26 protein-coding genes and 3 tRNA genes are annotated in these 25694 nt (G+C 74.2%); 13 read left to right on the forward strand and 16 right to left on the reverse strand.

The window, feature by feature from the left end; translation table 11 throughout:
- Position 1: 1 nt before the first annotated feature.
- On the reverse strand, positions 2-655 hold the full coding sequence (locus F7P10_RS03030; RefSeq protein WP_176611279.1) for a TetR/AcrR family transcriptional regulator: 654 nt from the start codon (positions 653-655) through the stop codon (positions 2-4).
- Positions 656-755: 100 nt separating this feature from the next.
- Here F7P10_RS03030 and F7P10_RS03035 point away from each other — a divergent pair, with 100 nt between their 5' ends.
- A complete protein-coding gene (locus F7P10_RS03035; protein ID WP_151007981.1) occupies positions 756-1493 on the forward strand; it encodes an SDR family NAD(P)-dependent oxidoreductase in 738 nt (245 codons plus the stop codon).
- A 5-nt stretch (positions 1494-1498) separates the two neighbouring features.
- Positions 1499-1816: a multidrug efflux SMR transporter gene (locus tag F7P10_RS03040; protein ID WP_151017784.1), complete on the forward strand. Its 318-nt coding sequence runs from the start codon at positions 1499-1501 to the stop codon at positions 1814-1816.
- A 4-nt stretch (positions 1817-1820) separates the two neighbouring features.
- Here the strand turns inward: F7P10_RS03040 and F7P10_RS03045 are convergent, their stop codons facing one another.
- From F7P10_RS03045 to F7P10_RS03055, 3 genes are read right to left on the reverse strand one after another with little or no spacing between them, the layout of a single operon-like run.
- A complete protein-coding gene (locus tag F7P10_RS03045) occupies positions 1821-2633 on the reverse strand; it encodes an aminotransferase class IV (RefSeq protein ID WP_218040611.1) in 813 nt (270 codons plus the stop codon).
- Between the two features lie 20 nt (positions 2634-2653).
- Entirely contained in the window at positions 2654-3670 is a 1017-nt protein-coding gene (locus F7P10_RS03050; protein ID WP_151007983.1) for a chorismate-binding protein, read from the reverse strand.
- A complete protein-coding gene (locus tag F7P10_RS03055; RefSeq protein ID WP_151007984.1) occupies positions 3655-4356 on the reverse strand; it encodes a helix-turn-helix domain-containing protein in 702 nt (233 codons plus the stop codon). Before F7P10_RS03055 ends, F7P10_RS03050 begins: the two co-directional genes overlap by 16 nt.
- Before the next feature lie 158 nt (positions 4357-4514).
- Here F7P10_RS03055 and F7P10_RS03060 point away from each other — a divergent pair.
- The 4 genes from F7P10_RS03060 to F7P10_RS03075 all read left to right on the forward strand — a co-directional run bounded on the left by F7P10_RS03060 (position 4515) and on the right by F7P10_RS03075 (position 5662).
- Positions 4515-4586 (forward strand) — tRNA-Gly (locus tag F7P10_RS03060).
- Positions 4587-4627: 41 nt separating this feature from the next.
- A tRNA-Cys gene (locus F7P10_RS03065) sits at positions 4628-4698 on the forward strand.
- 32 nt (positions 4699-4730) lie between these two features.
- A tRNA-Val gene (locus F7P10_RS03070) sits at positions 4731-4805 on the forward strand.
- A 161-nt stretch (positions 4806-4966) separates the two neighbouring features.
- Positions 4967-5662, forward strand: a complete 696-nt coding sequence (locus F7P10_RS03075; RefSeq protein ID WP_151007985.1) for a TetR/AcrR family transcriptional regulator — start codon at positions 4967-4969, stop codon at positions 5660-5662.
- A 66-nt stretch (positions 5663-5728) separates the two neighbouring features.
- Here the strand turns inward: F7P10_RS03075 and F7P10_RS03080 are convergent, their stop codons facing one another.
- Positions 5729-6919, reverse strand: coding sequence for a thiolase family protein (locus F7P10_RS03080; protein WP_151007986.1), 1191 nt, complete (start codon positions 6917-6919; stop codon positions 5729-5731).
- 154 nt (positions 6920-7073) lie between these two features.
- A complete protein-coding gene (locus F7P10_RS43085) occupies positions 7074-7397 on the reverse strand; it encodes a hypothetical protein (protein ID WP_218040351.1) in 324 nt (107 codons plus the stop codon).
- 48 nt (positions 7398-7445) lie between these two features.
- Between F7P10_RS43085 and F7P10_RS43090 the strand changes: the two genes are divergently transcribed.
- Positions 7446-7874 carry a hypothetical protein gene (locus F7P10_RS43090; protein ID WP_218040352.1) on the forward strand — a complete coding sequence of 143 codons (429 nt, stop codon included), beginning with the start codon at positions 7446-7448 and terminating at the stop codon, positions 7872-7874.
- Here the strand turns inward: F7P10_RS43090 and F7P10_RS43095 are convergent.
- The gene (locus tag F7P10_RS43095; RefSeq protein ID WP_218040353.1) at positions 7861-8301 is read right to left on the reverse strand and encodes an amidohydrolase family protein; all 441 of its coding nucleotides are present in this window, start codon (positions 8299-8301) and stop codon (positions 7861-7863) included. The genes F7P10_RS43090 and F7P10_RS43095 overlap by 14 nt on opposite strands.
- Positions 8265-9566, reverse strand: coding sequence for an amidohydrolase family protein (locus F7P10_RS03090; RefSeq protein WP_218040354.1), 1302 nt, complete (start codon positions 9564-9566; stop codon positions 8265-8267). Before F7P10_RS03090 ends, F7P10_RS43095 begins: the two co-directional genes overlap by 37 nt.
- A gap of 225 nt (positions 9567-9791) precedes the next feature.
- On the opposite strand from F7P10_RS03090, the gene F7P10_RS03095 reads away from it, so the two are divergent.
- The gene (locus F7P10_RS03095; RefSeq protein WP_151007987.1) at positions 9792-10601 is read left to right on the forward strand and encodes an SDR family NAD(P)-dependent oxidoreductase; all 810 of its coding nucleotides are present in this window, start codon (positions 9792-9794) and stop codon (positions 10599-10601) included.
- Between the two features lie 63 nt (positions 10602-10664).
- A complete protein-coding gene (locus tag F7P10_RS03100) occupies positions 10665-10853 on the forward strand; it encodes a ferredoxin (protein ID WP_151007988.1) in 189 nt (62 codons plus the stop codon).
- Between the two features lie 121 nt (positions 10854-10974).
- Here the strand turns inward: F7P10_RS03100 and F7P10_RS03105 are convergent, their stop codons facing one another.
- From F7P10_RS03105 to F7P10_RS03130, 6 genes are all read right to left on the reverse strand, one after another.
- Positions 10975-12183 carry an amidohydrolase family protein gene (locus F7P10_RS03105; RefSeq protein WP_151007989.1) on the reverse strand — a complete coding sequence of 403 codons (1209 nt, stop codon included), beginning with the start codon at positions 12181-12183 and terminating at the stop codon, positions 10975-10977.
- A 100-nt stretch (positions 12184-12283) separates the two neighbouring features.
- Positions 12284-13366 carry a Zn-dependent alcohol dehydrogenase gene (locus F7P10_RS03110; protein WP_218040355.1) on the reverse strand — a complete coding sequence of 361 codons (1083 nt, stop codon included), beginning with the start codon at positions 13364-13366 and terminating at the stop codon, positions 12284-12286.
- Between the two features lie 25 nt (positions 13367-13391).
- Entirely contained in the window at positions 13392-14612 is a 1221-nt protein-coding gene (locus F7P10_RS03115) for an amidohydrolase family protein (RefSeq protein WP_151007990.1), read from the reverse strand.
- A 66-nt stretch (positions 14613-14678) separates the two neighbouring features.
- The gene (locus F7P10_RS43100; protein ID WP_218040356.1) at positions 14679-15293 is read right to left on the reverse strand and encodes a nuclear transport factor 2 family protein; all 615 of its coding nucleotides are present in this window, start codon (positions 15291-15293) and stop codon (positions 14679-14681) included.
- 32 nt (positions 15294-15325) lie between these two features.
- Entirely contained in the window at positions 15326-17638 is a 2313-nt protein-coding gene (locus F7P10_RS03125; protein WP_151007991.1) for a CoA transferase, read from the reverse strand.
- Positions 17635-18603, reverse strand: a complete 969-nt coding sequence (locus F7P10_RS03130) for an LLM class flavin-dependent oxidoreductase (protein WP_151007992.1) — start codon at positions 18601-18603, stop codon at positions 17635-17637. The genes F7P10_RS03125 and F7P10_RS03130 overlap by 4 nt, the downstream gene beginning before the upstream one ends.
- A 136-nt stretch (positions 18604-18739) precedes the next feature.
- Between F7P10_RS03130 and F7P10_RS03135 the strand changes: the two genes are divergently transcribed.
- The 4 genes from F7P10_RS03135 to F7P10_RS03150 all read left to right on the forward strand — a co-directional run bounded on the left by F7P10_RS03135 (position 18740) and on the right by F7P10_RS03150 (position 22546).
- Positions 18740-19162 (forward strand): Zn-ribbon domain-containing OB-fold protein, encoded by a 423-nt coding sequence (locus F7P10_RS03135; RefSeq protein WP_151007993.1) that lies wholly within the window; start codon positions 18740-18742, stop codon positions 19160-19162.
- Entirely contained in the window at positions 19159-20343 is a 1185-nt protein-coding gene (locus tag F7P10_RS03140; RefSeq protein ID WP_151007994.1) for a thiolase family protein, read from the forward strand. Before F7P10_RS03135 ends, F7P10_RS03140 begins: the two co-directional genes overlap by 4 nt.
- A 34-nt stretch (positions 20344-20377) precedes the next feature.
- Positions 20378-21220 carry an SDR family NAD(P)-dependent oxidoreductase gene (locus F7P10_RS03145; protein ID WP_151007995.1) on the forward strand — a complete coding sequence of 281 codons (843 nt, stop codon included), beginning with the start codon at positions 20378-20380 and terminating at the stop codon, positions 21218-21220.
- A 123-nt stretch (positions 21221-21343) separates the two neighbouring features.
- Positions 21344-22546: an amidohydrolase family protein gene (locus F7P10_RS03150; protein WP_151007996.1), complete on the forward strand. Its 1203-nt coding sequence runs from the start codon at positions 21344-21346 to the stop codon at positions 22544-22546.
- Positions 22547-22613: 67 nt separating this feature from the next.
- On the opposite strand, the gene F7P10_RS03155 is transcribed toward F7P10_RS03150, so the two are convergent.
- A complete protein-coding gene (locus tag F7P10_RS03155) occupies positions 22614-23840 on the reverse strand; it encodes a cytochrome P450 (protein WP_151007997.1) in 1227 nt (408 codons plus the stop codon).
- A gap of 63 nt (positions 23841-23903) precedes the next feature.
- On the reverse strand, positions 23904-25559 hold the full coding sequence (locus F7P10_RS03160) for an amidohydrolase family protein (protein ID WP_151007998.1): 1656 nt from the start codon (positions 25557-25559) through the stop codon (positions 23904-23906).
- Between the last annotated feature and the right edge of the window lie 135 nt (positions 25560-25694).

The following is a 25694-nucleotide window of genomic DNA, read 5'->3' on the forward strand; positions in this document are numbered from 1 at the left end:
CTCAGTGTGGACGCGGACCGGCTTCCCGCATAACCCCCTCTTGGGGATGGATCACCCCGGCGAGGAGGTCGTCGAGACCTGCCTTGATGCGCGCGACGTCCATCCCGCGGGCGTGCCGCTGGTAGCGGAAGAGGTTGGCGGCCAGGGGCGCCAGGAGGGCGTCGGCGAGGTATTCGGCGTCGGACGGTCGTATCCGCTCGATCAACCCGGTGAGGTGCAGCCGGTACAGGTCGTAGTAGGCGTCGCGGAAGCGCGCGAAGGGCGTGTCGCTCTCGGCCGTCAGGAGGAGTTCGGACTGCTCCTCGGTGCGGTCGGCGAGCGCGTGCAGGAACGCCCGGACGCGCGCGGCGGGCGCGGCGTCGCCGTCGCCGGGGCCGAGGGGCGCGGGGCCGTGCATGAAGGCCGACTGGAACTCGCGCTCGCGCTCGTCGATCAGCGCGTAGAGCAGCCGCGAGCGGCCGCCGAATCGGCGGTAGACGGTACCGACGCCGACGCCGGCCTCGCGTGCGACGTCGTCGAGGGACAGGCCCTCGACGCCGCGCGCGGCGATCACCCGGCGGGCGGCGGCGAGGATCCTGCGGCGGTTCCGTACGGCGTCGGCCCGTTCGGGGCGCGGGCCGCCCACGACCGGCAGGACGCGCCTGTCTTCCGTCACCCGAGCGATCCTAACGATCGGACCGCTCTCCGATTCCGGTTGCCAAGCGGAGAACTTTCCGTTTAGCGTAACCGGAGGAACTTCCGGTTAGGGGACGGCAATGACATTGGACGGACGGACGGCACTGGTCACCGGGGGCGCGCGGGGCATCGGCGCGGCCGTCGCCCGGCGGCTGGCGGGAGCGGGCGCGGACGTCGCGATCACCTACCGGCGCGCGGACGACCGCGCCCGGCGGGTGGTCGCGGAGATCGGGGCGCTCGGGCGGCGGGCCGTGGCGATACCGGCGGACGCGGCCGATCCGGCCGCGGCCACCGGGGCCGTCGACCGCGCGGCCGCGGAGCTGGGGCGGCTCGACGTCCTGGTGAACAACGCCGGGATCGCCCCGTACGGGCCGCTGGAGGACGTGCGTCCCGAGGACGTCGACCACGTGCTGGCCGTCCACGTGCGGGCCGCGTACCTGGCGGCGCAGGCGGCGGCGCGGCACCTGGGGCCGGGCGGGCGGATCATCAGCGTGGGCAGTTCGATGGCCGAACGGGTGCCCGACCCGGGCTGGACGCTCTACGCCATGAGCAAGTCGGCGCTGCTCGGGCTGACGAAGGGGCTGGCCCGGGACCTGGGGCCGCGCGGCATCACGGCCGTCCTGGTGCATCCGGGATCGACCGATACCGAGATGAATCCGGCCGACTCGCCGGACGCCGAGCACGAGCGGGCGCACAGCGCGCTCGGCCGGTACGGGCGGCCGGACGACGTCGCGGCGATGGTCGCGCACCTGGCCGGTCCGGGCGGCGACTACGTGACCGGGGCCGCGATCGTGGTCGACGGCGGATACGCGGCGTGATCCGGATGCCGTGGGTCCTGCTGGTCGCCGCCGCCGCGATGGAGCTGGTGTGGGCGACGGCGCTGAAGCACTCGGAAGGCTTCACGCGGCTGTGGCCGACGGTGATCGGCGTCCCGGTGTGCCTGCTGAGCGTGGTGGTGCTCACGCTGGCGCTCCGGGACCTGCCGGTCGGCACCGCCTACGCCGTCTGGGTCGGACTGGGGTCGCTGGGCGTGGCGGTCATGGGGATGGTGGCGCTCGGCGAGAGCGCCTCCCCGGCGCGGGTGGCCTGCCTGGCGCTGATCCTGGTCGGCGTGGTCGGCCTCAGGGCCGTCGAGGGGTGAGGCGTCAGGGGTCCATCAGCTCCGCGGCGCGGGCGGCGAACGCCTCCATGGCCTTGTGCGTGATGGGCCCCGGCGCGGACGGCAGGGCCGTGCCGTCCACGGCGCGGATCGGCTGCACGTCGCGCGTCGTGGACGTCAGGAACGCCTCGTCGGCGCGGTACAGGTCGTCGAGGGCGAGGTCCTCCTCCTCGCCGCCGCACCATTCGAGCGTCAGCTCGCGGGTGATGCCGGCCAGGCACCCGGACGACAGCGGCGGCGTGAGCAGCCGCCCGCCACGGACGACGAAGACGTTGCTGCCGGTGCCCTCGCACAGCCGCCCGGCGGTGTTGGCGAAGATCGCCTCGCCGCTCCCCCGCTCCGCGGCGTAGGCGAGCGCGAGCGCGTTCTCGGCGTAGGAGGTGCTCTTGACGCCGGTCAGCGCGCCGCGCTCGTTGCGGGCCCACGGGACGACCGTGACGTCGCCCGTCGCCGGGAACGGCCGCTGCTCGCCCGCGATGATCGTGACGGTCGGGCCGGCGTCGCCGCGCGCGGAGCCGAGCGGGCCGGGGCCGCTGGTGTAGGTGATGCGGACGCGGCCGAGCGGCCACCGGGGCGCGGCGGCGAGCACCTCCAGGGTGCCCTGGGCGAGCGAGTCGTGGTCGGGTTCGGGGAGGCCGAGAAGGGCGGCCGAGCGGGCGAGGCGCCGCAGGTGCCGGGTGAGCGCGAACGGCTCCCCGTGCTGGGCCTTGACGGTCTCGAACACCCCGTCCCCGACGAGCACGCCGTGGTCGAACACCGACACGGCCGCCGTCCCGGCGTCGACCAGCTCCCCGTTCATCCAGATCTTGGCCTGCTCCGTCACCCGGACGCCACCTCCAATAGCCGAGCCGCCTTCAGCTCCGTTTCGCGCCATTCCCCGTGCGGGTCGGACCCCCACGTGATCCCGGCGCCGGTGCCGAAGCGGAGCATGCCGTCCTCCGCCCAGAAGGTTCGGATGCCCACCGCGAGGGCGCCGCGCCGGGCGTCCGCGTCCACCCACCCGATGGCTCCACAGTACGGCCCGCGAGGGACGGGTTCGAGTTCCTCGAGCAGGGTCAGGGCGCTGGACTTCGGCGCGCCGGTGACCGAACCGGGAGGAAACGTCGCGGCGAGCAGCTCCGGCCATCCGGCGGACCCGAGCCGCGCCTCGACGGTCGACACCAGGTGCACCAGCCCCGGATGCTCCTCGACCTCGCAGAGCCCGGGAACCCGGACCGACCCGACCTCGGCGACGCGCCCCAGGTCGTTGCGGACCAGGTCGACGATCATGACGTTCTCCGCACGGTCCTTGGGCAGCAGGTCGCGGGCCGTCCGGCCGGTGCCCTTGATCGGACGGGACGTCACCGTGCGGCCGTCGCGCGCGAGGTAGAGCTCGGGCGACGCGCTCGCGACCGCGAGGCCGGGAAGCCGGAGGGTCATCGCGTGCGGCGCCGGGTTGCCCGCGGCGAGCCGCGCGCCGAGCCCGGCGATGTCGGCGTTCGGCGCGATCGGCGCGGACAGCACCCGGCAGAGGTTCGCCTGGTAGACGACGCCGTCGGCGATCGCGGCGCGGATCGCTTCGACGCCCGCGACGTACGCGGGCTCGTCCAGCGAGGACGTCCACTCCCCCGGCGCCGGCCAGTGGCCCGCCGGATGGGCCGCGGGACGGACGTCGTCGAACCGGGCGCACGTGACCTTTCCCTCGTAGGTGACGACGACCGCCCACCAGCCGCGCGAGTCGAGGGCGCCCGGGTCGGTGGTGACGTCCGCGAGCCCGGTCGCGAGCACTCCCCCGGCGTGCGCGAACGGGGCGCCTGCCCACCGGTGTGCCTGCCCGCCGGTCACGGCAGGACGCATCCGAACGAGCCGGCGAGCCCGGCGAGGCCCGCACCGGTCACCGTCAGCGCGCGGGGCGCGGCGCCACGCTCGAACCAGCCGAGGTCGATCATCCGGCCGGTCAGCGCGGCGGCGAGGGCCCCGTTGAGGTGGGGGCGCCGCTCGGTCCAGTCGAGGCAGGGCCAGGCGAACCGGCGGCGCGAGCGGCGCAGGGCCGCGACGTCCAGGCCGAGGGCGTCCAGAGCCTCCGCGCCCTTACGCGTCGCGGCGTAGCCGTCGGTGTCGGGCTCCAGCAGGCCGCCGTCCAGGAGCGCGGCGCACAGCGCGACGCCCGCCTGGCCGGCGAGGTGGTCGTAGCAGGTGCGCGCCCGGCGCAGCCGCCGCGCCTCGCCCGACTGCCGCAGGCTCCGCACCCGGACGGGCGGGCTCATCCGCGACAGCGCCTCGACGAGCTGCGCGACCTCGGCGTCCCGCAGCGCGTAGTACCGGTGGCGTCCCTGGCTGAGCACGGTGACGAGACCGCCGTCCAGCAGTCGCGCGAGGTGCGCGCTCGCGGTGGACGCGCCGACGCCGGCCGCACGGGCCAGTTCGCCGGCGGCGAGCGGCCGTCCGTCCAGCAGCGCCGTCAGCATCGCGGCCCGCGCCCGGTCGGCCAGCAGGGCCGCGACGGGCGCGAAGTCCGCGGCGACGACGTCCTCGGTGGGCATGCCGCCACCTTAGGCGAAGGACGCTTCGACCTGCCCCGCAGCGTTCCCGCGGGCGGCTCGCGGGCGGCTCGCGCCGTAAACCGGTTCGCGCATCGCGCTCGGACGCGCTAATGTTTTCCCCGTCGCCGAACGGGCCGGACGGACCGGGACGCGGACAAGCGGAAGTGGCTCAGGGGTAGAGCATCACCTTGCCAAGGTGAGGGTCGCGGGTTCAAATCCCGTCTTCCGCTCTGAGGGGCCTTTCAGGCTATGAACCCAGAAGGTCTCTTCTGGTGGAGTGGCCGAGAGGCGAGGCAACGGCCTGCAAAGCCGTGTACACGGGTTCAAATCCCGTCTCCACCTCGATGCCGCGCCTCCCCGGAGGTGTCGGAGCCGGGCGATTAGCTCAGTGGGAGAGCGCTACCTTGACACGGTAGAGGTCACTGGTTCAATCCCAGTATCGCCCACCACACCGGCGCACAGAAGCCTCGTCCCCCAGCGGGGGCGGGGCTTTTCGCATGCGCGGACGCGTTCCGCCGCGTTGCCTTCGGCGCCGCGCCGCAGCCTCTACACTAGAAAGTATGTGCACACTCACCACAGGGGGAACGCGTCCCGGGAGGGGAGCGGGTTCGTGACCAGTACGCCAACCCCGTCGAGCAGCGCGGGGTCGTCGCAGCCCGCCGAGGAGGCCCCGCGCCCGCGGCGCCGGCTCACCGCCCAGGCGCGCCGGAGCTCGATCCTCGCCGCCGCGCGGCGCGCCTTCACCGAGTCCGGCGACATGAGCGGCACGACCATCAAGGTGATCGCCGAGCACAGCGGCATCAGCGAGGGCGTGATCTACCGCCACTTCGAGAGCAAGGAGCAGCTCTTCTTCGAGGCCGTCGTCGAGCCCCTCAAGGAGGCGGTGGACGACCTCGTCGCCGCGACGGCGACCGTGGACCGCGACCAGCCGCTCACGCCGGAACTGCAGCTCAAGACGATGACCGGCCTCTACCGGCAGCTCATCTCCACGCTGGAGGAGGTCCTGCCGCTGCTGGGCCTGGTGCTCTTCGGCGACCCGCAGGTGGCCCGCCGGTTCTACCGGGAGAACTTCGCCGTGGCGATGGACCGCCTCGCCGAGGCGTGGCGCGAGGTCGAGGACCGGTACGGCTTCCCGTTCGAGTCCCCGGACATCTCCGCCCGCGCCGTGATGGGCATCGCGTTCATCCTGGCGCTGGAGAGCCACCACAGCCGCGGCTTCGACCGCCACCGCGCGATCTCGCTGATCAGCGAGGGCACCGTCAAGGGGTTCTTCCCGGCCCTCGAGCCGACCCGCCGCCGGACCTGACCCGGCGGCCTCCCGCTCCCCCCGGGGGACGGGCGGGAGGCGGCCGGGCGGGCCACCGGACGACGGTCAGGACGGGGCGGGAACCTCGAGCACGACGGCACTGCCCATCCCGCCGCCGGCGCACATCGCCGCGACCCCGATGCCGCCGCCGCGGCGGCGCAGCTCGTGCACCAGCGTGAGCACCATCCTGGCGCCGGTCATCGCGACGGGATGCCCCAGGCTGCAGCCGCTACCGAGGACGTTCACCGTCTCCTCGTCCAGCCCCAGCTCGCGCACCGCGGCGATGGGCACCGACGCGAACGCCTCGTTGATCTCCCACAGGGCGACGTCCCCGACCCGCAGGCCCGCCCGGTCGAGCGCCCGGCGGATCGCGGGCGCCGGGGCCAGGCCGGTCTCCGCGGGCGGCACCCCGGCCGACGCCCACGCCCGCACGGCGGCCAGCGGCTCGAGGCCGTGCTCGGCCGCGGCGGCGCGGTCGGCGACCACCAGCGCCGCGGCGCCGTCGTTCACCCCGGCCGAGTTCCCGGCGGTGATGGTGAAGTCCTCGATCTCGGGGTGCAGCGGCTTGAGGGACGCGAGCTTCTCCGGGGTCGAGTTCCGCCGCGGGTGCTCGTCGACCTCGAACGTGAACGACGTCCCGTCCCGGCGGGTCACCTCGAGCGGGAAGATCTCGTCGGCGAAGGCACCGGCGTCGATCCCGGCGACGGCCCGCATGTGCGAGCGGTAGGCCCACGCGTCCATCTCGGCGCGGCCGATACCGGCCTTGACCGCGGCGTTCCAGCCGACCGTGATCGTCATGTCCCGGATGGGGGCGTCGGGGGTCTCGGGGTGGCTGGGCGCGAGCCAGTCCTCCTCCCAGTCGTCCGTGCCGGGCACCCGCCGGTTCGTCTTGGGCGCGGTGGAGCTCGACTGGACGCCGCCCGCGACGACGACGCGGTCCATGCCGGCGATGACGGAGGACGCGGCGGTCTGCAGCGCGGCGAGCCCGGAGGCGCAGTGCCGGTTGTGCGCGATGCCCGGCGCGTGCACGAGCCCGGCCTCGATCGCGGCGTAGCGGCCGATGGCCCCGCCGCCGTAGAGCGACTCCCCCAGCACGACGTCGTCCACCCGGTCCGCCGGCACGCCGGAGCGCCGGACGGCCTCGGCGACGGCCCGCGTGCCCAGTTCGAGCGCGTCGACGTCGGCCAGGGAGCCCTTGTACGCGGTGCCGATCGCGGTCCTGGCGCCCGCGACGATCAGCGCCTCACGGCTCGTCATGTCCCTTGTCCTCTCGTGAAACGGCGATGGCAGCTAACTAAGTAAGTGTTTCCTAACAATTAGGTTTCATAGTAACTTCGGCCCATGGCGACGACAAGCGTGGACGGGCTGACGATCGGCTACGACGTGATCGGCGAGGGGCGGCCGTGGGTCGTCACGCCGGGCGGCGCGCGGGCCGGGACGCGCCGGGCGTCCGCGAGCTGGCGGAGGCGCTGGCCGAGCGGGGGAACCGGGTGCTCGTCTGGGACCGTCCCAACACCGGCGAATCGGACGTCTGCTTCACCGGCGCCTCCGAATCGGTGATGCAGGCTCGGGTGCTCGCCGGGCTGCTGACCAGGCTCGACATGGCGCCGGCGGTGCTCGCCGGGGGCTCGGGCGGGTCCCGGGTGTCGCTGCTGACCGCCGCGCTGCACCGCGACGTCGCCGCCGGGGTCGCGCTGTGGTGGATCAGCGGCGGCGTCTTCGGCCTGCTGTCCATCGGGACGCATTACTGCGCCGCGTCGATCCGGGCCGCGTGGGAGGCGGGATGGAGGCCGTCGCCGCACTGCCCGAGTGGGCCGAGGTCATCGAGCGGAACCCGGGCAACCGGCGGCGGATCCTGGCCGCCGATCCCGGCGAGTTCGTCGCGACGTTCGAGCGGTGGATGGCGGCGTACTGCCCCCGCGACGGGGAGCCGGTCCCCGGCCTGCCGGACGCGGACGCCCGGAGCCTGGGCGTCCCGGCGCTCGTGTTCCGCAGCGGTGCGAGCGACATCCACCACCGGCGCGAGACGTCCGAGCGGGTCGCCCGCGTGCTGCCGGGCGCCCGGCTGGTCGAGCCCCCGTGGGGGGACGCCGAGTGGCGCGAGCGGCAGGCGGCCCGCTCGTCCGGCGAGGCCGCGGGCCTGTTCGTCCGCTGGCCGCTGCTCGCCCCGATCCTGGACGCGTGGGCGGACGAGGCCCTCAGCCCGGCGTGACGACCCGGCCGGGCAGCGCCCCGGTCGGCTCGTCGTGGTCGACGATGACGGCGCCGTTGACCAGGGTGTAGTCGTAGCCGCGGGCGGCCTGCACGAAGCGGTTCGCGCCGAGCGGGAGGTCGGCCGCCATCTCCGGCGCGTCGAGGTCGAGGACGTCCAGGTCGAGGACGTTCACGTCGGCGAAGGCGCCCGGCCGCAGCACGCCCCGGCCGGGGATCCCGAACAGGTCGGCGCCCTCCAGCGTCAGCTTGCGGACGGCCCGGCCGATGCCGAGGAGCTCCTCGTCGCGCACCCAGTGCTTCAGGAAGTAGGTCGAGTTCCCGGCGTCCATGGTCAGCGCGACGTGCGCGCCGGCGTCGGCGACGCCCACGACGACGTCGGGGTTGACGATCATCTCCGCGACGGCGCCGAGGTCCTGGTTGAGCACCGGGTAGTACAGCAGGCCCAGGCCGCCGGTCTCGGCCGTGTAGTCGAGGAACGCGCCGGCGGGCGTGGTGCCGCGCCGGGCGGCCTCGGCGGCGAGGCTGTTCTCCGGCCGCACGTCGTAGGCGGCCGGCCCCGGGGCAGGAGGTACATCTTGGCGGGGTCCTTGGGCACGAGCGGCCCGGACTGCTCGCCGGGGCGCCCGGCCTCCTCGGCCAGCCGCCGCCGCGCCGCCGGGTCGGCCAGCGCCTTCAGCCGCGCGGCGAACGGCGCGGCCATCAGCTCGGCCCACGCGGGCAGCGCGTCGTAGGGGGTCCGGGCGGACAGCCCGTAGACGATCGCGCTCCCCCGCACGGCCGTCATCGGACGGACGTCCGCACCGCGGCCGCGCGCGGCGGCGACCTCGTCCATCACCCACGCCCAGAGCCCGGGACGGCGGTCGCTCTGCATGATCGAGAAGGTCAGCGGGCGGCCCGAGGTGCGGCTCACCCGCTCCATCCAGGCCATCTCGGCGACGGAGTTGCGCCGTTCGGCGCCGTCCCGCTCGCCGATGCGGGGCACGACCTGGAAGGTGCCGCGGCCGCGCTCGGCGAGCACCCCGGCGATGGCGCCGAGCTCCTCGGGCGTGGCGTGGGTGCCGGGGACCGGACGCCCGTCGGGGACGCGGTGCATGAACGTGCGGGACGTCGAGAAGCCCAGCGCGCCGCCGTCGACGGCCTCGGCCACGACGGCCTTCATCGCGGCGATGTCGTCGCCGGTGGCCGGGGCCTCCTCCAGTCCCCGCTCCCCCATCACGTAGTGGCGCAGCGCGGAGTGGCCGATCAGGCCGCCCGCGTTCACGCCGATCTCGCGGCGGCCCAGCGCCCGCAGGTACTCGCCGTAGGTCTCCCAGCCCCAGTCGAGCCCGTCCATGATCGAGTCGGCCGGGATGTCCTCGACGGACTCCATCATCCCGGCGAGGTACTCCTCCTGACCGGGGCGGACGGGCGCGAAGGTGACTCCGCAGTTGCCCATCACCACGGTCGTGACGCCGTGCCGGCACGAGGGGGTGGCCGCCGGGTCCCAGAAGAGCTGCGCGTCGAGATGGGTGTGGACGTCGACGAACCCGGGGGTGACGAGTTTCCCGGCGGCGTCGAGTTCGCGCCGTCCCCCGTCCTCGACGACGCCGACCTCGGTGACGCGGTCGCCGTCGATGGCGACGTCGGCCCGCACCGGCCCCGCGCCCGTGCCGTCGACGACCCGGCCCTGCCGAATCACGATGTCGTGCATGGATCCCGTCCCTTCGCCCGGCGCCGCACGGCGTCCGGGGCATCGCGACGCCGGCTCGGTGGTGTACGCTCCAGCTAACTGAGCATGTATTCACTTACCATAGCCCCAACATCGCCGGGACGTCACCCGGTTCACCGGACCTCCCTCTCTGGAGAGTGTGCGTTCACTTTGCTAGAGTGGCGCCGGTCCGGCGCGTCCCTCCGACGGCTCACCCCGGGAGTGCTCATGGGATCGATGGACGGCCGCGCGGCCCTCGTCACCGGCGCGAGCCGCGGCATCGGGCAGTACATCGCCGAACGGTTCGCGGCCGAGGGGGCCGCGGTCGCGCTCGTCGCGCGGACGGCCGCCGCGGGCTCGTCGGCGCTGCCGGGATCGCTCGAGGAGGTCGTGGCGCGGATCCGCGCGCGGGGCGGCCGGGTCGAGGCGATCCGCGCCGACCTCACCGTCCCCGACGACGTCGAGACGATCGTGGAACGCGCCGAGGCGGCGCTCGGGCCCCTCGACACCCTGGTGAACAACGCGGGCGTGAACTTCTACGGGCCCGCGCTCGACGTCCGTCCCCGCCGGTACGCGCTGATGATGCAGATGATGGTGCACGCGCCGTTCCGGCTGTGCCAGCTCGCGGTCCCCGGCATGGTGGAGCGCGAGCGGGGCTGGGTGCTGAACATCACCTCGAAGCAGGCCCGCCACCCGGCGGGGCCGCCGTATCCGGACTGGGCGAGCGACGGCTGCGTCGCGTACGGCATGTGCAAGGCGGCGCTCGACCGGCTCACGACCGGGCTGGCCGCCGAGCTGGACGGGTCGGGCGTGCGGGTGAACTCGCTCGGGACGTCCGGGCTGGTGATGACGCCGGGCGTCGCGGTCGTCTCGCCGCACACGCCCGACAACGCCCCGGTCGAGGACTCCGACGCCATGGCGGAGGCGGCCCTCGCGCTGTGCGGCGCCGGTGCCGCGACCGGCCGGATCGCCTACAGCATGGAGCTGCTCGGCCGCCCCTTCCCCGAGGGGCCGTGGGCCCTGTCGGCCACGTTCTGACCGGACCGAAGACGCGTACCGGCGCCCGCCGACGCGGCGTACCGACGAAGAAGGAGGCGGCCGATGAGGGTCACCGTGGATCCGGACCGGTGCGAGGGGCACGCCCGCTGCTGGGAGATCTGCCCGGAGGTGTTCTCGCTCGACGAGCAGGGCCACGGGCGGGTGCTGGAGCCGGAGGTCCCGGCGGAGGCGGAGAAGCGGGCCGCCGAGGCCGCCGCGAACTGCCCGGAACGCGCCATCACGGTCTCCTGACCGGGCCCGGCCCGTCCGGACGCCGGCCGGAGCCGGATACCGGACGCCGGTCCGCGAAGCCGCCGCGCCCCCGAGGGATCGCGGCGGCTTCGCGGGCCGGACCGGCCGGACGGCTCCGGGGTCAGCCCGCGCCGATCGTGGCGGGGTCCGCCGGGGTGAAGTCGTAGATCCGGCACGCGTTGCCGACCGTGATCTTGTGCTGGACGTCCTCGGGCAGGTGCCCGAGCCACTTGTTCGCCAGCTGGATCGTGTCGGGCCAGGTGGAGTCGGAGTGCGGGTAGTCGCACTCGAGCATCACGTTGTCCTCACCGATGACGTCCAGCAGCCGGACGCCGGCGTGGTCCTCGATGAACGTGCCGAAGACGTGGTCCTTGAACAGGCGGCGGATGTCGGTGTCGAGGTCGAAGGACGCCGCGCCCTTCTCCTCGCCGCGCTCGTGCGAGGCGTTCATGTCGATGTCGAACCGGGACGCCCAGAACCGCTGCTTGTCGACGACCTGCTCGGCGCGCTCGAGGAAGTACGGCATCCAGCCGATCGACCCCTCCGACAGGGCGATCTTCAGGTCGGGGAACTTCGTGAAGTTGCCGCTGAACAGCCAGTCCAGCAGGGTGCCCGCCTGGTTGGCGGCGGCCGAGTAGGCCATGAACGCGAGCGTCGGCATGTCCGGCGACGTCCGGATCAGGTTCGAGGACGAGCCCACGTGCATCGACACGACCAGGCCGGTCTCGTCGCAGGCCCGGAAGAGCGGGTCCCAGTGACCGGTGTGGACGGACGGCAGCCCGAGCTTGGTCGGGTTCTCCGAGAACGCGATGGACTTGGCGCCCCGCGCGGCGGTCCGCTCGACCTCCGCGGCGGCGGCCACCGGATCCCACAGCGGGATGATCATCATGGGGATGAACCGGCCCGGGTAGGCCTCGGCGAACTCCTCCAGGATGAAGTCGTTCCACGCCCGGACACCGAGCAGCGCCAGCTCCTTGTCGTCGGCCTCGTGGAAGACCTGGCCGCAGTAGCGGGGGAACGACGGGAACAGCATGGACGCCAGGACGTTGCCCTGGTCCATGTCCGCCACGCGCGCGGCCGGGTCGTAGCAGCCGGGCCGCATCTCCTCGTAGGTGATCGGCTCGGGCGAGAACTCCTCCCGCTTCTTTCCGGCGACGGCGTTGAGGCCGGTGGTGACGATCTGCCGGTCCTCGTAGACCCAGAACTCCGAGTCGCCGTCCCGGACGATCCGCGGCCCGCGCTCGCGGTGCCGCGCGGGCAGCCGCTCCTGCCACAGCCGGGCCGGTTCGATGAGGTGGTCATCTACCGAGATGAACCAGGTGAACGACATCGAGCATCTCTCCCAACCGCTCCGTCCGGAGGGACGGAGACTCTATAAGCGAACGCTCACGTATGACCCGCAGGTGGCCCACCGCGCCCGTCGATCGCCGTCACACGACGACCGTCCGCACGCCTTCGGCGCGCCGCACCAGGGCGATCCCGTCGTTGATCCGGTCGAGCGGGACGCGCTCGGAGACCATCGAGCCGAGATCGAGCCGGCCCGCCTCGGCGAGCCGGATGAACCGGGGGAAGTCGCGCAAGATCTGCGCCCCGCCGACGACCGAACCGGCCAGGCGCTTCCCGGAGAAGACCGCCTGGACGGCCGGGAGCGTGAGGGTCGCGCCCACGGGCGGCATCCCGACGAGCGTCACCGCGCCCTGCACGCGCACCATGTCGAAGGCCTGCACCATGAGTTCGGGCCGTCCGACGACCTCGAAGCCGTAGTCGGCGCCGTCCCCGCCGGTCAGCGCCCGCACCCGCTCGACCGGGTCCCCCTCCGCCGGATCGACGGTGTGCGTGGCGCCCGCGCGGGCGGCCGCCGCACGGCGGCCCGCGATCGGGTCGACGGCGATGATGACCGCGGCGCCCGCGATGCGCGCGCCCTGGATCACCGACTGGCCGACGCCGCCGCAGCCGATCACCGCGACGCTGGACCCCGGCGTGACGCCCGCGGTGTTCAGCGCGGCCCCCAGCCCGGTCGTGACGCCGCACCCGAGGAGGGCGAGCTGCTCGTCGGCCAGGTCGGTCTCCACCGGGACGACCGACGCCTCGTGCACGACCATCGCCTCGGCGAACGTTCCGCAGCCGCAGACCGCGCCCGCCTGCCGACCGTCCCCGAGCCGGAACCGGGGCGCGGCCTTGACCTGCGGATTCAGCGCGCAGTGGTTCGACATGCCGTCCAGGCACCGGCGGCAGGCGCCGCACGCGGGCGTGACGGACGCGAGGACGCGGTCCCCGGGCCGGACGCGGCGCACGTCGGCGCCCGCCTCCTCGACGATCCCGCAGCCCTCGTGCCCGAGGGCGATGGGCAGCGGCAGCGCCGACAGGCCGTCGAGGACGTTGAGGTCGGTGTGGCAGATGCCGCTCGCGCCGATCCGGACCAGGACGTCCCGCGGCCCGACGTCCGGGACCGGCAGGTCCTCGAGCACGGCCGGGCCGCCGGCCTCGTACGCCACGGCGACTTTCACGGTCATCCCTTTCCACGGCGGTCGGCCCGCGTCACCTCGGCGCGGGCCCGTGCTCGAACTCGTGCTCGGGTTCGTGCTCGGGCAGGCCGAGCAGCGCGGCGGCGTTGCCGCGGAGCACCTTGCGGGTGACCTCGGCGTCGCAGCCGTCCAGGCGCGCGATGTAGTCGCGCGGCTCGCGGAGCCCCTCCGGGTGCGGGTAGTCCGAGCCGAACAGGACGTGGTCCGCGCCGAGCACCCCGATCAGCTCGGTGACGTCGTCCTCGGGGAACGGGCAGACCCACAGGTGCGCGGTCAGGTCCTCGCTGGGCCGCCGGGGCAGCGCGCCGCCGATCATGGGGCCGCGGCGGCCGAGCGCCGCGGCCTTGTCGACGGTCTTCAGCAGCGGCCCCAGCCAGCTCGACCCGTTCTCGATCGAGACGATCTTCACGTCCGGGTGGCGCCCGAAGAGGTTGTGCAGCGTCAGCGCGATCAGGGTGTCCACGACCGGACGCTCGGTGTTGCACAGGGCCCACTGCAGCGGGGACTGCTGGTGCGACGGGTTGCCCGGGTACTCGGACCAGTGCGTCCCGTAGAAGTGCTGGTAGCCGCTGTTGGACACGTGGAACACCACCGGGACGCCGGCTTCCGCGACGGTCGCCCAGAACGGGTCGAACACCGGGTCCGCGGGCGAGCGGCCGCCGATCGGACCGGGGCACAGGTGCACCATGCGGGCACCGGCCTCGATGACCCGGCGGAGTTCGGCCGTCGCCCGGTCGATGTCGAGCAGCGACAGCATCGGCACGCCGAAGACGCGGCCGTCGTCGCCGTACCCCCAGTCCTCCTCCAGCCAGCGGTTGAAGGCGCGCAGGCTCGCGTACGTCAGCTCGACGTCGTCGCGCATGTCGTACTCGACCGCGACGCCGAGGGTCGGCAGGACGAGCGTCGCCTGCAGGCCCTGCTCGTCCAGCAGCGCCACCCGCGCCGCCTTCTCGATGAACGCGGGGTGGTCCCTGGCGTTGATCACTTCCCGGTGCGTGAACCCGTCGTTCACCCCGCCCGCGAACAGCCCTTCGAGAGCGCCGGGCGCCGACGCGTAGTCGCCGGGCATCACGCTCATGAACGTGCGCCTGCCGCGCAGGAAGATCCGGCCCAGCCCGTCCCGTCCGCGCTCGACGCGCAGCGTCTCGTCCTTGTAGCGCGCCTCGATGTGGCGGGAGAAGCAGTCGTCGGGCTCGTAGTAGTGCCCGTCGGCGTCGATCAGCCGGTAATCCATCGCCGCGCACCTCCGAACGGCTCGGCAGCGAATGATCCGGACACTAACTAAGTGAGTGCCCAGTTACTAATGTTCCACCGGCCGCACCGGGCTGTCAAGGTCGCCGAGGGTCGCCAGCAGCGCGTGCGTGTCCTGCTGGAACACCCGGATCTCGGCGATGAGCCCGTCCGCCGCGGCGAACAGCTCGACGACGTCGACCGTCGCGGACCGTCCCGTCGCCCTGGCCGTCCAGGTCTGCTCGGTGATCTGGACGGCCGAGCCGCCGCAGTCGAGGACGCGCGGTTCGCCGATCGTCCGGTCCCAGTGCCGCGCGAACGCCGCGCCCATCTCGGCCATGCCCGCGGCGCCGGCGTACCAGCCGCCGTGGGGCAGCGACGCGGGCTGCTGGATGCGGAAGTCCGGGTGGAGCAGCGCGAGCGCCCCCTGCTGGTCCCCGGCCCGGAACCGGCGGCCCATCTCCATCACCAGCGCCGCGGCCTCCCCGCCCTCGCCGGTTCCGGCTCGCCCGCCCGCGTTCCGAGCGGCGCCGCCGCCCGCGCCCGGGCCGGCCGGCCCGCCGGGGCCGCGCCCGGCCGCACCACCGCCGCCGCCCCGGCCGGGATCGTCGCCGGAGCGTCCGGGGTCGTCGGCGTGGCGGGCGGCTGGGGAAGCGGGGCGTGCGTCGGCGTCGTCGCTGGTCATGCTCGGTCCCTCCGGTCCCTCCGGTTCCGCGGTCACGAACGGTCGATCGGCGTCGGCTCGGGGGCGTCCAGTTGCCGGACGACCTTCGCGGCGAGGAGCCCGTCCACCTCGCCGCGCCCGAATCCCAGCTCGGTGAGGACCTCCACGCTGTGCTCGCCGATGCCCGGCAGCATCAGCCGCGGTCCCGGGGCGGGCCCGGGGCCGCGCCGCAGCAGCGGGCCGATCTGCTCGAAGCGGCCCCACTCGGCGGTGCGGTACTCGACGACGCGGCCGAGGTCGCGGTTCACCGGGTCGTCGAGGATCGCACGCCGGAAGGCGTCCCGGTCCAGCGGCTCAACGGGTTCCGCGGGGATCCCCAGGTCGCGCAGGCGGGCGACCCATCCGGCCGCGGGCGCGGTCGCGAACGCGGCCTCGAGGATCCGCTCCGCGCGGCGGGCGGCCGCGTCGGCCGCGCCGCCCCGCAGCGGGGCGTACTCGCCCGGCAGCGCCGCGGCCTCCGGCAGGGCGGCCAGCCGCGACCAGGCCGCCTCGTCGGGCAGGACGAGCGCGAACCAGCGCCCGTCGCCGGCCTCGTAGATGCGGTGGCCGGGGCCGTAGCCGGTCTGCCGGGCGTCGACCTCGGGCCCGCGGACGAGGTCGCCGTCCCGCCGGAACACGCCGCTGTGCACGAGCATCCCGCTGCCGAGCAGGCTCGTCACCACGCGCCGTCCCCGCCCGTCCGCCGTCCGGGCGAACAGACCCGCCAGCACGCCCGCGGCGGCGACCCATCCGCCGCACATGTCGATCGGGATCCAGGTCGCGGCGACCGGGTCGTTGCCGGCGCCGCCGATGGCCCGCTCGAACCCGGTCACGGCCTGCATCAGCGCGTCGTTCCCGGGATTGGACGCGCGGGGGCCGGTGTCGCCGAAGGCGGTGGCGTGGCAGTGCACGGCGCCGGGATTGAGGGCGGCGACGGTGGCCGCGTCGATGCCGAGCCGCTCCGCGACGCCGACGCGGAAGTTGTGCAGGACCACGTCCGCGCCGCGCAGCAACCGATCCACGACGGGCCGTGCCTCGGGCGCGCCGATGTCGAGCGCCAGGCTGCGCTTGCCCCGCTGACACGCCGCGACGGCGTACGCGGCGGCGCGCATCGCCTCCCCGCCGGGGGGCTCGACCTTGACGACGTCCGCGCCGAGGTCGGCGAGGATCTCGGCGGCGAGCGGCCCGGCGACGAAGGCCGAGAAGTCCACGACGCGGAGCCCGGCGAGGGGGTCGCCGGTGCCGCGCGGCCGCCGCGCTCCCCCGTCCGCGCCGGCCGGACGGTCCGGGACGAGCGGAGACACGCTGATCGGCGACCCGGCGACGACGTCCCGGTGACCGTCCTCGGCGCGCGGGACGGCCAGCCCGACCTCGGCCAGGTGCGGGTCGGCGAGCGCTTCGCCGGGCCCGAGGACCGGCTCGCACGCGACCCCGGCGTCCCGGAGGAGGCGGGTCCACTCGGCGCGGGGGCGGGTCGCGAAGAACGACACCCAGCGGGCGGCCCGCTCGCCGAGCCTCCCGGTCATCTGGTCGGTGTAGTAGCCCTCCTCGCTGGGCTCGTCGCCGAGGACCTCGATCAGCGACCGGTACATCCCCTTGCCGCCGAACCACACCTGGATCAGCTCGCCGTCGGCGCAGCGGTACAGGAAGTTGGGGAACGTGGACCCGCTCCGCCAGTAGCCCTCGATCTCGGGCGCGGCCCGCTCCGACCGGCCGATCATGCAGCCGAGGGTGGCGAGCATCCCGTCGTACAGGGACGTCTCCGCCCAGCCGCCGGTGCCCGTCCCGGCCCTGCGGCACAGCAGGGCGAGCACCTGCACGGTGAGCAGGCAGGCGGTACCGATGCCGGACGCGCGGGCGTCGACGAAGATCGGGCCGGGGCGGTGCCCCTCGAGCTGGGTGCAGAAGCCGGCGTGCGCCTCCACCAGCAGGCCGTAGTCCTCGACCTCGCCCCCGGCCGTCCGGGTGGGGCGGCAGCGGGCGTGGACGAGCCGGGGGTTCGCCTCGCGCAGGTCGCGGTAGCCGAGGCCGCGGCCCTCGACCAGCGCCTCGGGCCCGTACACGAGCGCGGCGTCCGCGTCGCGGAGCAGCGCGAACACCTCGCCCGGGTCGTCGGTGGCGACGATGGTCTTGTCGCGGTGCCAGGCCCGGCCCCACGGGACGTCCGCGTCGATGGGCGGCGCGGACGTCGCCGTCACGCGGACGACGCGGGCGCCGAGGTCGGCGAGGAGCATGCCGGGGACGCCGCCGGCCGCGCCGAGCCCGAGGTCGCCGGTGCCCGCGGCGACCTCGACGACGGTCAGTCCCGCGAGCGGCCGCGCGCTCACCGCGGCGTCCCGGCGGCGGTGGGGGCCGGAACGGTCAGCCGGGGCAGGACCTCCTCGGCGGCCAGCCGGACGACGTCGAGGGTGTCGGCGTGCGCGGCCGGGGCGATGACGAAGTGCCGGACGCCTGCGTCCACGTACTGCTGGAACCGGGCCGCGACCTCGTCCGGTGTCCCGGCGGGCGCGATGCGGTCGAGCATCGCGCCGGGCTTGCCGCCGTAGGCGCCGCCGAGGAACGACGCGACGTCGTCGCGGGCGCGGTCGCCGTCCCGGCGGACGGAGCAGTAGAGGTAGAGCATCCACTCGAATCCGGTCAGGTCGCGTCCCGCCGCCGCGGCCTCGTCCCGGACGGCGGCGACCGAGCGGGCGTACCCGTCGGGCGACAGCAGGTACGGCAGCCAGCCGTCGCCGAGACGGGCCGCGCGGCGCATGGCCGGGCGCTTGCGGCCGGACACCAGCAGCGGCGGGCCGCCCGGCCGCATCCCGGTGCGCTCGTCCGGCGGCCGCACGGGCCGCAGCTCGGCGTCGCCGAACCGGAAGAACCTGCCGTGGTGCCGGACCGGCCCGCCCTTCCAGAGCGTCCGGAGGACCTGCATCGCCTCGTCGGTCCGGGGGCCGCGCTCCGCGAGCGGGACGCCGAGCGCCTCGAACTCCGCGGGGAACTCGCCGCCGACGCCGACCCCGACCGCGAGCCGGCCGCCGGACCGAGCGTCCAGGTCGGCGAGCTGCTTGGCGGCGATCACCGGGTGGTAGAGCGGGAGCTGCAGGACGGCGGCGCCGACCCGCACCCGCTCGGTCCACGCGGTCATCAGCGCCAGCCGGGTGATCGCCTCCCCGGTCGCGCTCGGCGGGAGGACGTGGCCGCCCTGCCAGACCGACGCGATCGGCAGCCGCTCGGCCGCCGCCAGCCATCTCGGTTCCGGTTCCGGTATCGCCGCCGCCCCGAAGCTGATCCGATCGCCCGACACCGCGACTCCTTCGCGCAAGGCTCCGACGTCGGTCGACGCCGACACACGGCAGAAGATAGCAAAGGCTCACTTTCTAGCCTAGGGCTATAGTGAGCGGACACTCTCTTACGCGAGCCCCCGACGCGACGAGGAGCCGATGGACGCGACGACCGGAATCCCGCCCGCCGTGACCGAGGAGACCGAGGCGTTCTGGGCGGCGGCCGCGGAGGGCCGCCTGCTGGTCGAGCGCTGCGCGTCCTGCGGCGCGGAGTCGTTCCCCCCGCGGGGCATGTGCCGGTCCTGCCGGTCGCGGGACACCGGGTTCGCCGAGGTCACCGGCCGCGGCCGGGTGTACAGCTTCACCGTCAACCACCAGCGCTGGCTGCCGGACCTCCCGGTGCCCTACGCCGTCGTCCTCGTCGAGTTCCCCGGCCGTCCCGGCGTGCGGGTGGCCGGGCGGATCCGGGGCTGCGCGCCCGGGGACGTGACGATCGGCATGGCGGTCGAGGTCGGGTTCGAGCCGGGACCGGGCGGTTTCGCCATCCCCAGCTTCGTCGCGACCGGCGAGGGGAAGGCGTGAGCCCCCGGGACCGGTTCGAGGCGCGGGCCGTCATCTCGGGGGTCGGGCAGTCGGCCATCGGCCGCCGGGTCGAGCGGTCGGGCCTCCAGCTGACGATCGACGCCGTGCTGGCGGCCGTCGCGGACGCGGGGCTGACCCTCGACGACATCGACGGCCTGGCGATGTTCCCGGGCGGCGGGGCGGCGAACCTGCCCGGCTACGCGAACGGGAACCTCTACGAGGTGCAGGACGCGCTGGGCGTCGCGACCACGTGGCGGCAGGGGCAGGTCGAGGGGATGGCCCTGCCGTTCCACGGGCCGGCGCAGGCGGTCGCCACCGGCCAGGCGCGGCACGCCGTCATCTGGCGGACGGTCAAGGAGGGCAGCGCCGCACGCGCCGCCGGGGGCCGTCCCGCCTACGGGTCGACGAAACCGGTCGCGGAGGGGCCGCTCGCGTGGCTGCTGCCCGTCGGGATGCTCTCCCCCGTCTGCCAGGTGGCCCCGTACGCCACCCGCTATATGCACGAGTACGGCGTCACCCGCGAGCAGCTCGCCTGGATCCCGGTGACGCAGCGCGCCCATGCCGCCCGCAACCCGCGGGCCGTCTACCGGTCGCCGCTGACCGTGGACGACTACCTCGCGGCCCGGACGATCTCGTCGCCGATGTGCCTGTACGACTGCGACGTCCCGGTCGACGGCGCCACGGCGATCGTGGTGTCGGCGGCGGAGACGGCGGCCGACCTGCGCGCGCCGGTCCGCGTGGAGGCGATGGCGGGGGTGGTCGAAGGCCGCCCGTCGTGGGAGCAGTGGGAGGACATGGGCCGGGTCGGGCACGGCGCGGCGGCGGCGATGTGGGCGCGGACCGACCTGCGCCCCGCCGACGTGGACGTCGCCCAGCTGTACGACGGCTTCACGATCGAGGTCGTCTGGTGGCTGGAGGCCATGGGCTTCTGCGGGACGGGCGAGGCCGGGGCGTTCGTCGAGGGCGGCGGGCGCATCGGGCCCGGCGGCGAGCTGCCGCTGAACACGTGGGGCGGCCAGCTGTCCGGCGGGCGGCTGCACGCCGCGTTCGGGCACACGGCGGAGGCGGTCCGCCAGCTGCGCGGCGAGGCGGGGGACGCGCAGATCCCGGGCGCCGAGGTCGCCGCGGTGACGAACGTCGGGGGTTTCGAGGCGGGCGCGGCGCTGCTGACCCGCTGGTGACCGGTCCGAAGAGAACCGAGGAGAGGAACGGGCGATGGTGGAGCGCGCCGGCAGGGTCGAGGGCAAGGTGGCGATCGTCACCGGGGCGGGCTCGACGCCCGGCCCCGGGATCGGGACGGGCAAGGCGACGGCGGCGGTCCTCGCCGAGGAGGGCGCGCGCGTCCTGCTCGTCGACCTGCACCCGGAGCGGGCCGAGGAGACCCGCGCGATGATCGCGGAGGCGGGCGGCAAGGCGGAGGTGTTCACCGCCGACGTGACCCGCGCGGCCGACTGCGAGGCGATGGTGCGGGCGGCCGTGGAGGCGTTCGGGACGGTCGACATCCTGGTCAACAACATCGGCCTGGCCTCGCTCGGGACGGTCGTCGACACGACCGAGGAGGCGTGGGACCGGACCTTCGACATCAACCTGCGGACGGCGTTCCTCGCCTGCAAGTACGCGGTCCCGGTGATGGCGGAGAAGGGGGCCGGGTCGATCGTCAACGTGGCGTCGATCTCGGCGCTGCGGGGCGACGGCACGGTCGCGTACTCGGCGGCCAAGGGCGGGCTGGTCGCGATGACCGTCGACATGGCCTACGCGCACGGCCGCCAGGGCGTCCGGGTGAACGCGGTCGCGCCCGGCCACATCACCACACCGATGGTGATGTCGGTGTCGCAGCCGGGGCCGCGCGCCGAGTTCATGAACACGATGCGCGCCGAGGCGGGACTGCTGGGGACGCCCGGCGACGGCTGGGACGTGGCGTGGGCGGCGGCGTTCCTGGCGAGCGAACAGGCCCGGTGGATCACCGGGCACACCCTTCCCGTCGAGTCGGGGGTGCTCAGCGTGACGCCGCTGATGATGGCGCCGCACCTGCGCGGCGTCCCCGAGCCTGGCGAGTGACCGGCCCGGCGAGTGACCGTGCCGCCGCGCCCGGGGTTGTGGATGCGGCTGTTGCGCGGGAGCGGCCGCCCGCCTAGATTAAGTAAGTGAATACTCTCTAGCTAAGCGGAAGGGTTCCACGCGATGCCCGACCAGCACACAGCCGGGACCGCCATGTGCGAGCGGTACGCCGTCGCCGACGTCGACTCCCACATCATCGAGCCGGCGGACCTGTGGACGTCGCGCGTCTCCGCCAAGTGGGGCGACCTCGTCCCGCACGTGCGCTTCCACGAACGGCGCCAGGAGGACTACTGGTACATCGGCGACAAGAAGCTGTACGGGGTGGGCGCCTTCGCGCAGGCGGGCTGGCCGGAGTGGCCGCCCTCGCACCCGAAGCGGCTCGCGGACGCCCTGCCGGCCGCCGTCGACCCCAAGGAACGCCTCGCCTACATGGACAAAGTGGGCGTTTACTACCAGGTGATGTACCCGAACATCCTCGGGTTCCACAGCCACCGCTTCCTCAACCAGATGCCGCGCGAGCTGGCGACCGAGTGCGTCCGGGCCTACAACGACTGGATCACCGAGTTCTGTTCGGCGGACTCCCGGCGGCTCGTCCCCATGACGATGCTGCCCTTCTGGGACGTCGACGAGTCCGTCGCCGAGATGAAGCGCGCCCACGAGATGGGCCACAAGGGCGTCCTGTTCGCGGCCCGCTACGACAAGGCCGGGTTCCCCCGGCTGATCGACGACTACTGGGAGCCGGTGCTGGGCCAGGCCCAGGAGATGGGCCTCAGCATGAACTTCCACGTCGGTTTCCTGGCGACCGACGACGAACTCAAGGGCGCCGTCGACCAGTCCAAGAAGCTCGACTTCACCAAGGAGAGCGCGCTCGTCCTGCTCGGCAACGCGCAGAACATCGCCGAGGTGGTGCTGAGCGGCGTGTGCCACCGGTACCCGGACCTGAAGTTCGTGTCGGTCGAGAACGGCGCGGGCTGGCTGCCGTTCCTCGGCGAGAGCATGGACTGGCAGTGGCTGAACGTCGGTGCGCACAAGGAGTACCCGGAGCGGATGCTGCCGAGCGAGTACATGCGGCGGCAGATCTACGGGATGTACTGGTTCGAGCAGAAGTCGGTGCGGGCGGTGATCGACCAGCTCGAGGACAACCTCATGTTCGAGACCGACTTCCCGCACGCCACGAGCCTGTCCCCCGGCCCGGCGTCGGAGTCGCCGAGCCCCCGGGACGTCATGGAGCGCTCGCTCGGCGGCCTGCCCGAGGAGACGATCGGGAAGGTGCTGCAGCACACCGCGACCGAGCTCTACAACCTGGAGCCCCCGGTGCGGGACTGACCCGGATCCCCGGGAACGGCGACGCCCCCGCATCCCTCCTGCCGGATGCGGGGGCGTCGCCGTTCCCTCAGGAAGCGGCGCGGGGCCCGGGGGTGAAGGTGATCGGGACCGCGAGCGGCGCCCGGTTGAAGGTCGAGTGGAAGCCGATGCCGGCGCCGGGCCGCAGCCGGACGCCGTCCAGGCGCCGGACGAGCGCCTCCAGCGCGATGCGCAGGTTCATCCGGGCGAGGTTCGAGCCGACGCACCGGTGCGGGCCCGCGCCGAAGGCGATGTGGCGGTTGCTCGGGCGGCCGAGGTCGAACGCGTCCGGATCGGCGAACTCGGCCTCGTCGCGGTTGGCGGACGCCCAGTAGATGAGGATCCGCTCGCCCTCCCTGATCCGGCGGCCGCCGATCAGCGCGTCGTGCCGCGCCGTCCGGCCGATGCAGACGAACGAGCCGTCCAGGCGCAGCAGCTCCTCGACGGCGGCGGGGATCAGGTCTGGACGCTCGCGCAGCAGCGCGGGGATCTCGGGGTGCTCGCAGAACCGCAGCATCGCCGCGCCCAGCACCCCGGCGGTGGTGTCGAGGCCGCCCATCACCAGGAGCTGGACGGTGCCGACGGCCTCCTGGTGCGTGATCGGGCGGCCGTCGATCTCGGCGCCCAGCACCGCGTCGACCACGTCGCCGCGCGGCCCCTCCGCGCGGCGGCGCTCGAGGAACTCGCCGATCCACCCGGCGAGCCTGCGGATGCACTCCATCCGGTCGGGCGCCTGCGGCAGCGACGCCTTGGTCGCGTACTCGTTGACCTCCTCCAGGTCGGCGGCGGGCGCGTGCAGCGCCAGGTCGAAGAACGCGAGCCCGGGGAACGGGCGGGCGAAGTCGTCCATGAACTCCGCCTCGCCGCGCTCGACGAAACCGTCGATGAGCCGGTCCACCAGCGCGCGGGTGGGCCCCTCCCACGGGGCGATCTTCGCGGGGGTGAAGTGGGCGTTGACCAGCCGCTTGAAGGTCCGCTGCAGCGGCGGGTCGATCGTCACCGGGAAGATCTTCATCGACGCGGACGAGGCGACGTGCGGCACCGTGATGCCGAGTTCGGAGCTGAACGTCCGCCAGTCCTGGGCGATGCTCAGCACGTCCTCGTACCTGCTCGCGACCCAGAACCCGCCGTGCCGGTCGCTGCGGGCGACGGGGCACCGGGACCGGGCGCGCGCGAGCGTGGGGTGGAAGTCGTGGGCGAACTCCGGCGCGAGGTGGTCGAAATGGTGCTCGACCCAGTCGTCGGTGATCGGGCCGCCCGTCCCGTCGTGTTCCATCGGCTCTCCGTAAGTCGGCGTTCTTCTCGCGGGTGCGGGTCGGGTGTTCTTCGGTGCGTGCCGTCAGGCGCGGATCAGCCTGCCGGGGCGGGCGCCTTCGATCTCCTCGCCGCCGGTCCGGGTCGGCACGCCGTTGACCCACATATGCTCGATGCCGGTGCTGCGCACGATCAGCCGGTCGGCGCCGCCCGGCTGGTCGTGCACCCGCTCGACCGGCGTGGTGCCGACGGCGGCGGCGTCGAACGCGACGAGGTCGGCGTGGAAGCCCTCCCGGACGAGTCCCCGGTCGGCGACGCGGAACGCCGTGTGCGGGTGACCGGTCAGCCGCCAGACGGCCTGCTCGAGGGTGATCGCCCCGCGCTCGCGCACCCAGTGCCCGAGCAGGTGGGTCGAGTAGCAGGCGTCGCAGAGCTGGCTGGCGTGCGCCCCGGCGTCCGACAGGCCGAGCAGCGTGCGCTCGTCGGCGAGCAGGTCGCCGATCTCGTCGTCGCCGTCGTTCTCCAGGACGATCCGGAAGCGGGTGGTCGTCCCGCCGTCCAGGGCCAGGTCGTCCAGGGCGATGTCGAGCATCAGGTCGAAGGGCGTGGTGCCCCGGTCGGCGGCGAGCCGGTCGAGGGGGATCCCGGCGGCGTCCGGGTGGGCGCGGGTCTCCTCGACGCTGGTCTTGCGCCAGCGGTGGCTCCACGCCTCCAGCGTCGCCGGGCGGGCCCGGTCGCGCCAGGACGGGTCGCGGTACAGGTCCGGGCGCTCGCTCCGGGGCCGGGCCAGCGCCTCCTTCCACTCGTCGATCTCGCCGAGCGGGGTCGGGTCGGCCAGGGTGACCTGCATGACGATCGGGCGGCACGCGATCTGCGGGTAGACCTCGCCGGGCAGCGCGCCGCCGCGCTCGACCGTGCGCAGCGCGGCGCCGGGCTTGTCGGCGCGGGCGACGAGCGCGGTCCAGGTGACGGGGACGCCGTAGCGGACGGCGATCTCGGAGAACTGGTCGACGAACATACCGGGGCCGATGGACACCTGCACGACGCCCTTGCCCAGCTCGCCGAGGACGGACGCGAGGGCGTGGATCTCGTCGTTCTCGGCGAACCGGCTCGGCACCGGACGGCCGTAGGCGCCCTGGTGCGCGGGCTGCCGCGAGGTGGAGAACCCCATGGCGCCGGCCCGCACGGCCTCGCGCACCGTCCGGCGCATCGTCTCGGTCTCGTCCGCGGTCGCGGGCCGCTCCTCGCCGCCGACCGCGAACAGCCGCAGCGGCGTGTGCCCGATGAACGCGCCGACGTTCAGCCGCTTGGGGCGGGCGTCGACGGCGGCGAGGTAGTCGGTGAACGTCTCGAAGCACCAGTCGATGCCCTCGTTGAGCGCCTCGAGGGACATGCCCTCGACGTTCTCGAGCGTGCGGACGATGACGTCGCGGTGCTCGGGGCGGGTCGGCGCGACGCCGAACCCGCAGTTGCCCATCACGACGCTCGTCACCCCGTGCCAGCTCGAGGGGGTGAGGTCGCCGTCCCAGAGGATCTGCGCGTCGTAGTGGGTGTGGACGTCGATGAAGCCGGGCGCCAGCGTCAGGCCGTCCAGGTCGACGACGGTGGTATCCGGGCCGGGCGGCAGGGCGCCGGGCTCGCGGACGGCGGAGATGCGGTCGCCCTCGACGGCGACGTCGGCGGGACGTGCGGGGCCGCCGGTGCCGTCCACCAGCGTGGCGCCGCGCAACAGCAGGTCCATCTGCGCTCCGATCGGTCGAGTCGGGCCGGGAGGCCGGGCGGGAGGGCCGGAGGGCCCGGCCGGGGGGTGGGTCGGCTCGGGTGCGGTGTTGCGTTGACAAGTGAGCCCTCACATACTTAGGGAGAGCATAGCGGG

The organism is Actinomadura sp. WMMB 499, assembly GCF_008824145.1.
Lineage (GTDB): Bacteria > Actinomycetota > Actinomycetes > Streptosporangiales > Streptosporangiaceae > Spirillospora.